The following is a 12,545-nucleotide window of genomic DNA, read 5'->3' as shown; positions in this document are numbered from 1 at the left end:
GTAGCCGAATCTGCAATGAACCTAGGGCATACACCGGGCACCACCAAACGCACCGCCCGCATTCGGTGTCAGTGGTTACTCACCGGTTACTCAGTGAGCGGCGGAGTCCCAGTCGGGCCCAGTGCCGGTGGAGACGTCCAGCGGCACGTTGAGTTCGATGGCGGAGTACATCCGGTCGACGACGAGGCCTCGGACCTCGTCGAGTTCGCCTTTCGCCACCTCGAGGACCAGTTCGTCGTGGACCTGGAGCAACAGCCGGCTCTGCAGACCCCGCTCGTCGAGGTCGGCGTCCACCTTGAGCATCGCGGCCTTGATGATGTCGGCGGCGGTGCCCTGGATGGGGGCGTTGAGGGCGGCGCGCTCGGCGTTCTCGCGCTTGAGCCGGTTGTCGGAGTTGAGCTCGGGCAGGTAGCGCCGGCGGCCGAAGAGGGTCTCGGTGTAGCCGTCACGACGGGCCTGGTCCACCACCGCGTGCAGATAGTCGCGGACACCACCGAAGCGGGAGAAGTAGGCGTCCATCTGCTCGCGGGCCTCGGTCTGGCTGATGCCGAGCTGCGCGGCCAGCCCGAAGGCACTGAGCCCGTAGGCGAGCCCGTAGCTCATCGCCTTGACCCGGCGCCGGAGCTCGGGGGTGACCTGGTCGATGGGCACCCCGAACGCCCGGGAACCAACGAAGGAGTGCAGGTCCTCGCCGGTCCGGAACGCCTCGATCAGGCCCTCGTCGCCCGAGAGGTGGGCCATCACGCGCATCTCGATCTGGCTGTAGTCGGCGGTGAGGATGCAGTCGTACCCCTCTCCCACGACGAACGACTTCCGGATCCGTCGACCGTCCTCGGTGCGGACGGGGATGTTCTGCAGGTTCGGGTCGGTGGACGACAGGCGTCCGGTGGCGGCGACCGTCTGGTTGAAGGTGGTGTGGATGCGCCCGTCGTCCCCGATGGTCTTGATCAGACCCTCGACCGTGGTGCGCATCTTGGTCGCCTCGCGGTGCAGGAGCAACGCCTCCAGGAAGGCCCGCCCGGGAGTGTCCCCCGTCTCCTTGGCCAGCAGCTCCTCGAGCGCTTTGGCGTCGGTGGTGTACCCCGTCTTGGTCTTCTTGGTCTTGGGCATGCCGAGGGTGTCGAACAGCACCACCTGGAGTTGTTTGGGCGACCCGAGGTTGATCTGCTCACCGCCGATCGCGGCGTAGGCCGCTTCTGCCGCGCCACGCCCGCGGTCGGCGAACCCGTCACGTAGGTCGTCGAGGGCCGCCGCGTCGACGGCGATGCCTTTCGCCTCCATCCTGGCCAGGACGGGGACGAGCGGCAGTTCCATGTCCGCGAGCAGCTGCGCCCCGTGCACCTGCTCCAGCTCCACGTCCAGGCGCTCGGCGAGGTCGATGACGGCGCGGGCCCGGGTGGCGGCCGAGTTGGCCGCCTGTTGCTCTGCCTCGGACTCGTCGACCTCGTCCAGGAGCGACAGCTGCTTCTCCGCCGCCTCCGGCTCGGGTAATTCGCGCTGCAGGTGGCGCTGGAACAACTCCGCCAGCCCGTAACTACGCTGACCGGGACGGACGAGGTAGGCCGCGAGAGCGACATCCAGCGTGACACCGGCCAAGCGGAGGTTCCGGCCCATGAGGGCGTGGGTGGCGGCCTTCGCGTCGTGGACCGCCTTGAACACCGCGTCGTCTTCCAGCCACGCCTGTAGAGCCTGCTCGTCACCCGCGTCGATGCGTCCGAGGTCGATGTGACCGGATGCCCCGTCCGCCGCGGCCACGGTGACCGACTGCGCGTCCCCCGCGCCCGGTCGGGATGGCCCGACGACGACGAGGCCGTGCCGGCTGCCGGCCGGCGCGTGCGCGGCGAGCCAGTCCGAGACCTCACCCGCGCGGAGGACCGCGGCCTGCTCGAGTTCGATCTCCGACACCGGCTCGGGCGCGCCCTCCGGGAGGAACGCCGAGAGGAAGCGGTCTCGGGCCTGGGGGCCGAACTCCAGCCGGTCGAACAGGGCGTTGACGTCCGCCCGCTCGGGCAGACGCCGGGTGAGTTCATCCAACTGAACGCCGAGGTCGAGGTCCCGGGTCAGTTCGGTGATGCGACGGTTGAGCTGCACCTGCGGGAGGTGTTCGCGGAAGCTCTCCCCCACTTTGCCCTTGACCTCATCTGCGTGCGCGATGAGTTCCGACAGGCTGCCGTACTGGACGATCCACTTCGCCGCTGTCTTGTCGCCCACCTTGGGCACGCCGGGGAGGTTGTCGGAGGTGTCGCCGCGCAGCGCGGCGACATCGGGGTACTGCGCGGGGGTCACCCCGTACTTGGCCTCCACCGCGTCCGGGGTGAATCGGGCGAGCTCCGAGACCCCCTTGACCGGGTAGAGCACGGTCACCTCCTCGGAGACCAGCTGCAGCGCGTCGCGGTCCCCGGTGCAGATGAGCGTCTCGGCACCGGTCGCCTGGGTGGCCAGGGTCGCGATGATGTCATCGGCCTCGTGCCCTTCCAGGGACAGCGTGCGGACCCCGAGTGCCACCAGCGCCTCCTGGATCAACTCGACCTGTCCCTTGAACTCCTCGGGAGCCGTCGAACGCGTGGACTTGTACTCCGGGTACTCGGCCGTCCGGTGCAGGGTCGCCCTGGAGACGTCGAACGCCACCGCCAGGTGGGTGGGTTCCTCTGTGGTGACCAGGTTGGCGACCATCGACAGGAAGCCGTAGACCGCGTTGGTGTGCTGCCCGGAGGCCGTGGAGAAGTTCTCTGCAGGAAGGGCGTAGAACGCACGAAACGCCAGCGAATGCCCGTCGAGGAGCAACAGACGGGTGGGGCCCTGCGCCTCGGAGGCGTCGCTGGACGCGGTGGTGGCGGCGGAACTGACTTCGGCGGTCTGGCTCGTGGTGCTCACACGGCCACTCTAGGGCGGGCGTCGGACAGCCGCTCACCGGTCGTCGGTTAGACTCCTCCACCAGCGGCTCGCCGCGATCGCCCCCGTAGCCCAATTGGCAGAGGCAACGGATTCAAAACCCGTCCAGTGTCGGTTCGAGTCCGACCGGGGGCACCACTACGCCGCAGCTCAGACGGCATTTTTGATCGGAACGACCGTCTTCTTCTCCCCCTCGGTACGCAGAGAGTACGCACGAGATTCACCAAGGTTCGCCGCGAGGTGGTCGAGGTCGTCGTCGAACAGGTGGCCGTACCGGTCCAGCGTCAGCGTGGCGGTGGCATGGCCGAGCATCCGCTGGACGGCCTTGATGTTCGCCCCCGCCTGGATCGCCATAGACGCCGCTGAATGCCGGAGATCGTGCGGTGTCATCTCCTTGTAGGGCCGTGCCGCATCGAACCTCGAGCGGTACGTCCACGACGTCAGGAACCCGCCTATGGGTGCCTCAAAGACCAGCTCGTCTTCGTCCAGCTCCTCGATGAGTGGCCGGAGTTCCTCGACGAGGAACGCGGGCACCGGCACCGGCACCGACCGGTGAGCGTACGACTTCGGAGGCCCGACCACCAGCTCTCGACCGACCCGCGTCGCCGACTCGGCAACCTCGATCCGTCCCCGGTCCAGATCGACGCGCCTGGCACAAAGTTCCACGGCCTCCCCCCAGCGCAGGCCGGTGTACGCCAGCACGAGCGTGAGGAGCCGCCACTCTCCCATCTGCGCTGCAAAATCCTCCCCTGGCGGTGCGTCAGATACCGGCGCTCGAGGCTCACCTTCCGCGGGAGATCCACACCCAGGGCAGGATTCACGGCAATGTGGCGGCGCTTCACAGCGTAGTCAAGGACGCCACGCAGCACTTGATATGCCTGGATCGTCCGCGACGGCGAGAGTCCCTTCTCGGTGTCTCTCACTCCGCTCGAGCGCATCTCCGAGATCCACGCCTGCACACCCTCGTGGGAGACGTCCCCGACCGGGACGCCGCCCCACTTTGGCAGGACGAGCGTGTCGAGCAGACCCCGGTACCCTTCTAGGGTTTTCGGCTTCAGCTCTGACTTCGTCCCGTACCAGCCCTCAGCGAGGTCCTGGACGAGGGCCTTCTTCTTCGCGGGCTGGAAATAGGTGCCAGTCACGAGATCCGCGGTCTTATGGTCCAACCATGATTCGGCGTCACGCTTCCGGGCGAACCGCTTGGTCGTTTCCCGGCCGTCATCGTCCACATAGCGGGCCCGCCAGCGCATCCCCTTGCCGCGTAGTCGGGTGGGCTGGCCGGTGGCTGGCGCGTAGGGCCTGATGGTTGCGCAGATCCATCGACCCGGTAGCAAGATTCTGGATACCCGGTAGGGGCGGGTTGGTGTGTGCTCGGCTGAGGGCGACGGCACAAGGGGTGTCGTCGTTCGTGGCATGAGAGGCGGGATCCGTGGCGGATTACCGAAGGATTATGGCGCTGTTGCTCCAGGGCCGCAGCTACCGGGAGGTCGTGGAGACGGCGGGCTGCTCGCACCGTGACGTCGCGCGGGCCAAGCAGGTGATCGGAATGAACGGCATCACCTCAGTGGAGGGCGTCTCGGATGCGGAGGTCGCCGGATGGTTCCCCGACGGGCGACGGCGGGTCTCGGATGAGTACGAGCGGCCGGAATTCGAATCTGTACTCCAAGCGCTCAAGCACCGTCGCCACTTCACCTTGCTGCAAGGGTGGCGTCGGTACGCCGATGCCGCCGGCACGGGGAAGAAAAAGTACGGATACGCGCAGTACTGCGCCCTGTTCTCCGAGTGGGCGCGAACGAATGACCTGGTCGCGGTCCTGCGCCACGAGCCGGGCCGGGCGATGCACGTGGACTGGGCCGGGGACACCCTCGACGTGGTGGACCGGGCCGACGGCGTAGTGGTCAAGGCCTACTTGTTCGTGGCGGTCCTGCCGTACTCGGGCGCGGTGTTCTGCCGGGCGTATCCGGACATGAAGTCCGAGGCCTGGCTGGACGCCCACGTCCAAGCATTCGCCTTCTTCGGGGGCGTGCCCCAGCTGGTGGTTCCCGACAATCCGACCACCTCGACGCACCAACGACACAAGGGCGATGCAGAGCGGGTCGTCAACGCCCGCTACCAGCAGCTGGCCGACCATTACCAGTGCGCCATCGTCCCAGCTAGAGCCAAGAAACCAAGGGATAAGGCTGCCGCAGAGTCCGCGGTGAACGTGGTGAACCTACGCGTCATCGGCTATCTCGAGGGCGAGACGTGGTTCTCGGTGTCCGAGCTCAACGAGGCGATCGACGAGCGGGTGCGCGAGGTCAACCGCGACCTGAGGCGAGCCGACGATTCCACCCGGTGGGAGCGCTTCGAAACCGAGGAGCAGCACCTGCTCACAGCCCTGCCGGATGCCCGGTTCGAGGAGGTGGCCTGGAAGCAGCTCAAGGCCGCCCGCAACTACCACATCACCGCCGACTACCAGCATTACTCAGTGCCGTACTCGCTGGCCGGGCAGCTGCTGCGGGTTCGGCTGACCTCGAGCCGAGTCACGGTGTTCAACGGCAACGAAGTCGTCTGCGAGCACCCGCGGCTGAGCGGCCGCAAGGGCCAGTACTCCACGCTCGCCGAGCACGTGCCAGACAAGCACCGCGACATCGACGGCCTATGGTCCAGGACCTGGTTCAGCGATCGCGCCCGCAGCTTCGGTCCGGCCACCCAGGAGGTGATCGAGCAGATCCTGGACCGCCACCAGATCGAGGCCCAGGGGTATCTGGACTGCCAGAACATCCTGGGCGGACTCGGCAAGAAGAACCGACAGCGCCTCGAGGCCGCCTGCGGAGAACTCCTGGCCCGCGGCGGCTATCCCACCTACACCACCCTCAAGCGACTGATGGCCGCGATCGACTCCGATGCCAAGGCGCCCAGGACCATCAGGCCCGCAGCCTCAACCCGCAAACACACCGAGACCCGAGAACCCGGACCCGAGGTCTACGTCCGCGACGCCTCCCACTACGAAATCGGCAGTCAGGGGGCAGGGCAGTGACGTTCACCGACATCGACTACGACAAGTTCCGCGCCCTGCGCGTGACCAGGGTCGCCGCCCGGCTGGAGCAGCTCATCGGCGACGAAGCCAACGACGAGCTGACCCCCGAGCAACTGTTCCTCACCGCCGTGGATGATGCCCTCGAAGATCGCCGGGCACACAAGGTCGACAAACTCATCCGGGCCGCCGGGTTGCCGATCCCGGAGGCGAATGTCGCCGAGCTCGACTACCGGGAGGGCCGAGGGATCAACCCGGTGCGGATGAAACGCTACGCCGCCCACGACTGGGCCGCCGACCCCACGAACCTGCTGGTCATCTCCCCAACCGGAGGAGGAAAAACGTACCTGGCCTGCGCCATCGGCATCGCCGCCTGCCACAACGGCCACGCCGTCACCTACGCCAGAATGGACTCGCTCGCACGGCAATTGGTCATCACCCGCGCCGACGGGATCGCACACCAGAAGCTGCTCAACGATCTGTCGAACACCGATCTGCTGATCATCGACGACTTTCTCACCGTCGGCATCGACAGCGACGCCGCCTCCGACCTGTTCGCCATTCTGGCCAACCGAGAACACCGCCTGCCGACGATGATCGCCTCGCAGACAGGACCGGCCCACTGGGTCGCAGAACTACCCGACCGGGTCGCCGCTGACTCCATCGTCAACCGTCTGGCCAACAACGCGCGGACGATCAACCTCGGCCAGATCGATATGCGCCGACAGCGCCAAGACCAGGCTCGCACCACCGACGGCTACTGGGAGTAAACGCCAGCGGCTGCGGCCCCGCCCAGAAGCAGGGGCCGCAACCGACCCCCCAGAACAGCGCTACCAACTCCGTGGACTCGCGCAACCGAGTAGCCCTACGCGCCAGGTGGCCTTAGAGGTCCACAGGTCTTCGACGCCGGAACGTCTGTTACGCACCATCGACACGCACCTCCCGGTCGTGTGCGCTCCCGACGTAACGAAGCCGCGGACGTTTGCTGTGGGCGCTCTGTATTGGCCAGAGTTCATTCAACCGCTCGTTGACGAGCTTTAACGACCCTTCACTTTGGATCGAGGAATACGTCTGGCGCACTGCGTTCATGAGATCATCCAGTTCCCATCGCAGGACGTCCAAGTAGTCGTCGCTCAGCGCGAGAGCCTCGCTCGACAAGGGCTTTGTCACGTGTCCCTGCTCGAAGCTCTCAGTATCGTGTTGAGCCCGGCCTCTGACACCGAGCGCGTGCCCGGGGGACACCCTGCGAATTGCCAGTATTGTCGGGGACCCGACGTAGCGTGAGAACTGCGGGCATGTCGATGTGAGGAAAAGGCAGATGAGCGCCAGCCAGCACCGACGAGAACTCGAACGCAAGCGGAAGCAGCGGGTCGACGCGGAGAAGAAGGCCGGGGACTACCGATCGAAGGAGTCCACGAAGCGTGCTGAGGCGGCCAAGGCCCGCCAGGCCGCAGCGAAGACTCAGAGCGAGACCACCATGAAGAGCAAGCGGCGGGAGGCCGAGCGGAAGGACAAGGAGGCTGAGACCGCGGGCAAGGAGTCGGGCCGTTGGCAGACCAAGGCCGCCAGCTACGCGAAAGAAGAGTTGACGATACAGACGAGGCTCACGCGTGCAGAGCAGTCCGAAGCCGATGCCGCCGAACGACTGCGCAAGCAAGAGCAGCAGCGGGCCGACCGGCGTGCCGCCGCCGAGAGAGCGGCGCTTGACTCACGCATGAGCCAGACCGAATCCGCCGTGGATCACGCTCTGCGGCAATTCCCCGCGCCGAAGCCCGAGAAGCTCCGAGTCCTGATCTTAGGAGCCTCGTCTCTAGGGGACCTCCGCGTGGGGCGTGAGCAGAAACGCATTCGATCAGCGGTCGACTCGGCCTTGCACCGCGACCAGATCGACCTCGACGTGCGGCCTGCAGCCACGACGTCCGATCTCCTCGACGGCGTCACGAGGTTCCGCCCCCATGTTGTGCACTTCTCCGGACACAGCAACGACGACCTCATCTTGTTCGAGGACGAGGATGATGAACCCCATGAAGGCGTGATCGTCACCGCAATGGCCTTCGCGAACGCCATCCGAGCAACCGACGACCCGCCGCTGTTGGTCTTGCTGAACTCCTGTAACTCCGCGTCACAGCTTGAAGCCCTCGTGGAGCAGGTGGTGCCATTCGCCATCGGAATGACCGATGAGATTGACGACGCTGATGCGATCAACTACGCCGCTCAGTTCTACGCCTCGATCGCCAACGGTCAGTCCATCAACTCGGCCCACTTGGCAGGAAAGGCTCGTCTCCAACTCGACGGCCTTGATGGTTCAGAGCTCCCGACGCTGGCTTGGGCTCTCGACGTCGACCCGACCGCAACCATCCTCGTGAAGGCAATTAGCTCAGAGTGAGCTAGTACTGCTGACCAGAGAACCACGAATAGACGGGACTACCGAAAACCCCTGACCCTGTCACCTCTCCGTGCATCAGCCCCCTACTCTAAAGAAGCAGGAAACTAACCCTCCCGGTACGCATCTCTCACCCTATCGACTTCCTCTAGGAAGAACTTGATGTCCTCTTCCCCAGAAGACATGCGGCGTAGATCCCGGGCGAGCTTGAAGAACCCTGCACCTGGCATACCGCCGGACTTGCTCAGCACAACGGCGGACAGCATGACTTTTCGATCCGCGTAGGACCGCCTCGACACCTCGGCCAGCAGCACCGACATTCCATTCTGGCCCCGCCAATTTCCAAGCTCGAACGGATCACCTAAGGCCTCATTGAGTTCAGAATAAAAGGTGAAGTCCTTCTCCCTCCCCCTTGCCGGACGACGCGCCACTTCCGCGAGAATTTCCTCCGCTCTGTCGACCAGCTCCTCCCAGTCCCCGTCGTACCACTGGTTCCCCTTGTCGGCGCTCATGACCTCACGCTACGACGATTTCTGGACGGTTGTAGCCGGTTAGCTTGCGGTGGCACACCTACGCCCAGCCTGTTCCGAACCCGAATACCTCTATCGATAGCCGCTACCTTGCGGCGACGAGGAAAGTCGACAACCTACTCAACAAGTTGAGTCACGAGTGCATACACTCGAAGTTCGCACCAAGCGAGGTGGACTACAGATGACCAACGACCAGCTTGTCCCCCACGAAGAAGCCAATCAAGGCCAGACCACCTGGAAATGGGTGGCGATTTCCGCCTTAGTGGCACTGGGGATCGCCATCGCGGTAGCAGTTATCGCGCTTACCCGACTGGACGCCTCAAGCGGGCTGGGCGGAGGCACAGCGTCGGCTCCCGAGAGCCCTATCCCAGAATCCGCACAGCCCCCCGCCCCGACTCAGTCGGACAGGTCGTTCGTCATGGATCAGCAAGGTTGGCAGGACTCCACTGCACGCTGCGACGACACCGACAGGACCCTTGTCACTGCTCGAACCGAGCACGCCCTCATCGCCATCTGTTCAACAAACAGCAGCCTCGTCTACAAGGGCGAACGCATACTGCAAGGGGACTCCGTTGAGATCGGCAATCTCATCGTCGATGGCTGGGGGTTCAGAGCACTTGATAACGGGCTCTTCCGGATCCGGAGTGCGTAGCGGGGATGCTGCGGTGATGCGGTGAGGCACAAGATGTAGGGGTCCTGGGGCGTGTGAAGATGCAAGTTCCTACACCAGCACTTCGCATCCCCAGGACCCGCTTTGAACGCTACCGCCAGCCTGCTCGCCGACACCATCTGCCGCACCGTCGAGCTCGGGGTGACCATCACCGACGCCGCTGTGGCTGACGAGCTCACGCACCTGTTCTGCGCCCCGGTCACACTCGACCCGATCTGCGCCGAGTGCGGGATGGCGGGCCGTTTGCGGGACCACGTCCAGCGGAAGGTCACGGATCTACCGATCGTCGGGCATCCCACCAGACTGCACGTGCGGGTACCGCGCTTCACCTGCGACAACACCGAGTGCGCTACGAGGATCTTCCAGCAGCGGATGCCGGCGTTGGCCGAGCCGCGGGCCAAGACCACCCGCCGCTGCAGCCGCTGGATCCTGCAGCGTCTGGCGATCGACCGCACCAGCGTGTCCGCCGTGGCCAAGGCCCTCGGGCTGGGGTGGGACCTGGTCAATGACCTGGCGGTCTCGGAGGTTCGCACGATGGTCTACGAGCAGCCCGGACACTTCGACGGAGTCCGCGTTCTCGGTGTCGATGAGCACAAATGGAAGCACGTGCGCGGCGACGGCAGCAGTGCGTTCGTCACCGTCCTGGTCGACCTGACCCCGGTCGTGGACGGCACCGGCCCGTCTCGCCTGTTGGACATGGTCCCGGGCCGTTCGGCGAAGGTCCTCACCGAGTGGCTGGACGCCCGTGACCAGGTGTTTCGAGACCGGGTCAAGGTTGTCACGATGGACGGGTTCGCCGGCTACCACACCGCCGCCGCCAGCGCGGTGCCCGCTGCCCGGACGGTGATGGACCCGTTCCACGTCGTGCACCTGGCCGCCGACAAGCTCACCGTGTGCCGCCAACGCATCCAGCAGGCCACCACCGGGCACCGGGGCCGCACGGGCGACCCGCTGTACGGCATCCGCCGCACCCTGCGAACCCGCGCTGAACTGCTGACCGACAAGCAGAAGATGCGCCTGTTCCAAGCGTTCACCGCCCATGACGCGCACGCGGCGGTGGAGGTCACCTACGGCGTCTACCAGCGACTCATCACTGCTTACGAAGCCTCGGGCAAGCGGGAGGGCAAGATCGCTATGTACAAGCTCCTCAAGTCGATCCGGGCCGGTGTACCCGCCGAACTCCCCGAGCTCGCGCAGCTCGGCCGTTCGCTGTGGAAGCGGCATCGGGAGATCCTGGCCTACTTCGACGTGGGCGCTTCCAACGGCCCCGTCGAAGCCATCAACGGACGCCTCGAGCACCTCCGCGGAATCGCCCTGGGCTTCCGGAACCTCAAGCACTACATCTTGCGGTCACTGATCCACTCCGGACAGCTTCAGGACCGGATCAATGCACTCTAAAACCGGAAGGGCCTGATAACGGCGTGAAGTATCGGGTCACCGACACAGAGTTGACTACAAGTTCGGGAGGCTCCGTTCTTTCGGAAGACTCATTCATCGAATACCGAGGCAACGACCAGTCCCAACCCGCCCGCACAGACTTCCTTCCACAACCGCAATCACGCTCGGTGGTTCCACCGTTGCCGGGCGCTTCAAAAGAACCAATAAGTAGCGACAGCCCGAACGGCACCGGCGAACAGAACGGCTACGGGAAGTACGAGACCTGGGGCGAGTACGCGACACATTGGCAATGCGTCGTAAACCACACGCCATCCCAGATCTGCCGAGAGCTTGTAGCAAAGTACGGACCAGAGGCCGAAGGGGTCGGATAGGGGCTCCGCCGGCGGGCGCTCACGGGAGCGGGGACACGGTCACTCCTCCAAGACCCCAACCGTCCCAATTCGGGAGAGTGCGATCTCATTGGTACCTCCGGGGTCAGTATGGAGAGTTCGCGTTGCAATACTCGGCGGTGTTACCCGCCTCGATGCAGTCGCTCCAGTAACTCGCATCAGCGAGATCCTCGGGGCTATAGGTGATCGCCGGGGAGCCGTCCTCTAGGAGGTACGGGCCACCTGCAGACTCGTTGCAAGTATCCAGGTAGGTCGTGGTGCCGTCTGACATCAGCGCAGTCCCATCAGCGAGGTAGCACTCGACGAAGGTAGGGGCGGCTGGAGCAGCAGCCGGAGCGGTATAGGCAGGAGCAGCCTCGGGGGCAGGCTCAGTGGTCTGCTCAGCAACCTTCGACTCCGGGACCGGCCAAACGAAAGCGTGGTCCTCGTACGGCTCATCCAGGAACCACTCGGCAGGCAGGGTGTCCACCCAATACTCCTCCATCGCCCGTGCCGTCGTCCCGGGAAGGACACTGTCGATGAACGTCTGGACACCAGCAACCTCGGCTTCGGCGCACTCGTACGCAGGCAACACCTCGATGATGTTCCGCTCGTGGTCAGCGGCCACCCATTGTGGGATGGAGAAGCTGTCCGGGGACTCACGCACGTCGATCTCCCCCGACACCTCGATGAAGTAACCGTCCGTCTGGCCGGACCAACCCGGTTCCCCGCCGTAGTCGACGACTCCGTAGCGGCACTGGTCGGACACGGTGATGTCCGTGACGGTCACGTCAATGTCGCGGGGACCGTTCGCCCCGAGGACGAGATTGGCAGTCTCACCGAGGTCAAGCTCGATGGGTCCAGATTGGGTCTCGGACGTGGTCGGGGCAGTGACCTCGGGGGACTCGGTGTCGGAGGTGGTAGCGCAGCCGGTCACCAGTAGTGCGGTGGCGGCAGCAGCGACCAGTCCCTTGATGGTCTTGCTGGTGGCCATGATGTGCCTTCCTTCTGTTCGGCCCGGATCTGGCAGATCCGAACTCTGTTGACTCCCGAGGCCGAGACGATCTCGGTCACGGGGACCTTCGCTTCGAGCGCGTGGAGGATGAATTGGTCTCGCTCCCCCATGAGCTCGTTGCGCTGGTGGTCGAGCCTGACGATGAAATCTCGGAGCTCTTCGATCTGGATCAGTAGCATGCGCTCTTCTCCAATTCCCATGCAGCGGATGTTAGGGACGTGCTTCGGATAGCAGGGTTCTGATGATCGGGTAGCGCGAGTATGAGCATCGGAT

10 protein-coding genes and 1 tRNA gene are annotated in these 12,545 nt (G+C 65.0%); 6 read left to right on the top strand and 5 right to left on the bottom strand.

The features are described 5' to 3' along the window. Nucleotides 1-90: 90 nt before the first annotated feature. Complete coding sequence (polA, locus tag CT688_RS07100; protein WP_107756323.1) at nucleotides 91-2,874, bottom strand: DNA polymerase I; 2,784 nt, start codon at nucleotides 2,872-2,874, stop codon at nucleotides 91-93. 79 nt (nucleotides 2,875-2,953) lie between these two features. On the opposite strand from polA, the gene CT688_RS07095 reads away from it, so the two are divergent. Then, nucleotides 2,954-3,030 (top strand) — tRNA-Leu (locus tag CT688_RS07095). Between the two features lie 12 nt (nucleotides 3,031-3,042). On the opposite strand, the gene CT688_RS07090 is transcribed toward CT688_RS07095, so the two are convergent. Then, nucleotides 3,043-3,594, bottom strand: coding sequence for a site-specific integrase (locus CT688_RS07090; RefSeq protein WP_159077999.1), 552 nt, complete (start codon nucleotides 3,592-3,594; stop codon nucleotides 3,043-3,045). A 748-nt stretch (nucleotides 3,595-4,342) separates the two neighbouring features. On the opposite strand from CT688_RS07090, the gene istA reads away from it, so the two are divergent. The 3 genes from istA (at nucleotide 4,343) to CT688_RS07075 (ending at nucleotide 8,294) form a co-directional block, all read left to right on the top strand. Continuing rightward, nucleotides 4,343-5,911 carry an IS21 family transposase gene (gene istA, locus CT688_RS07085; protein WP_231750298.1) on the top strand — a complete coding sequence of 523 codons (1,569 nt, stop codon included), beginning with the start codon at nucleotides 4,343-4,345 and terminating at the stop codon, nucleotides 5,909-5,911. After that, on the top strand, nucleotides 5,908-6,678 hold the full coding sequence (locus tag CT688_RS07080) for an ATP-binding protein (protein WP_107755567.1): 771 nt from the start codon (nucleotides 5,908-5,910) through the stop codon (nucleotides 6,676-6,678). Before istA ends, CT688_RS07080 begins: the two co-directional genes overlap by 4 nt. Nucleotides 6,679-7,226: 548 nt before the next feature. Next, nucleotides 7,227-8,294: a CHAT domain-containing protein gene (locus CT688_RS07075; RefSeq protein WP_107756321.1), complete on the top strand. Its 1,068-nt coding sequence runs from the start codon at nucleotides 7,227-7,229 to the stop codon at nucleotides 8,292-8,294. Between the two features lie 104 nt (nucleotides 8,295-8,398). On the opposite strand, the gene CT688_RS07070 is transcribed toward CT688_RS07075, so the two are convergent. Then, the gene (locus CT688_RS07070; protein ID WP_107756320.1) at nucleotides 8,399-8,803 is read right to left on the bottom strand and encodes a hypothetical protein; all 405 of its coding nucleotides are present in this window, start codon (nucleotides 8,801-8,803) and stop codon (nucleotides 8,399-8,401) included. A gap of 199 nt (nucleotides 8,804-9,002) precedes the next feature. Between CT688_RS07070 and CT688_RS07065 the strand changes: the two genes are divergently transcribed. Together CT688_RS07065 and CT688_RS07060 are read left to right on the top strand one after the other, a co-directional pair. Continuing rightward, nucleotides 9,003-9,473 carry a hypothetical protein gene (locus tag CT688_RS07065; RefSeq protein WP_107756319.1) on the top strand — a complete coding sequence of 157 codons (471 nt, stop codon included), beginning with the start codon at nucleotides 9,003-9,005 and terminating at the stop codon, nucleotides 9,471-9,473. 102 nt (nucleotides 9,474-9,575) lie between these two features. Then, nucleotides 9,576-10,889, top strand: coding sequence for an ISL3 family transposase (locus CT688_RS07060; RefSeq protein WP_107755580.1), 1,314 nt, complete (start codon nucleotides 9,576-9,578; stop codon nucleotides 10,887-10,889). Between the two features lie 474 nt (nucleotides 10,890-11,363). On the opposite strand, the gene CT688_RS07055 is transcribed toward CT688_RS07060, so the two are convergent. Next, nucleotides 11,364-12,251: a hypothetical protein gene (locus CT688_RS07055; RefSeq protein WP_107756318.1), complete on the bottom strand. Its 888-nt coding sequence runs from the start codon at nucleotides 12,249-12,251 to the stop codon at nucleotides 11,364-11,366. Next, a complete protein-coding gene (locus CT688_RS17315) occupies nucleotides 12,191-12,472 on the bottom strand; it encodes a hypothetical protein (protein ID WP_156607163.1) in 282 nt (93 codons plus the stop codon). The genes CT688_RS07055 and CT688_RS17315 overlap by 61 nt, the downstream gene beginning before the upstream one ends. Nucleotides 12,473-12,545 lie beyond the last annotated feature (73 nt).

Origin of the sequence: Dietzia sp. JS16-p6b, assembly GCF_003052165.1 — a bacterium.
GTDB lineage: Bacteria > Actinomycetota > Actinomycetes > Mycobacteriales > Mycobacteriaceae > Dietzia.
Note: the sequence above shows the minus strand (reverse complement) of the source record. Positions and strands in the feature narration are given on the sequence as shown.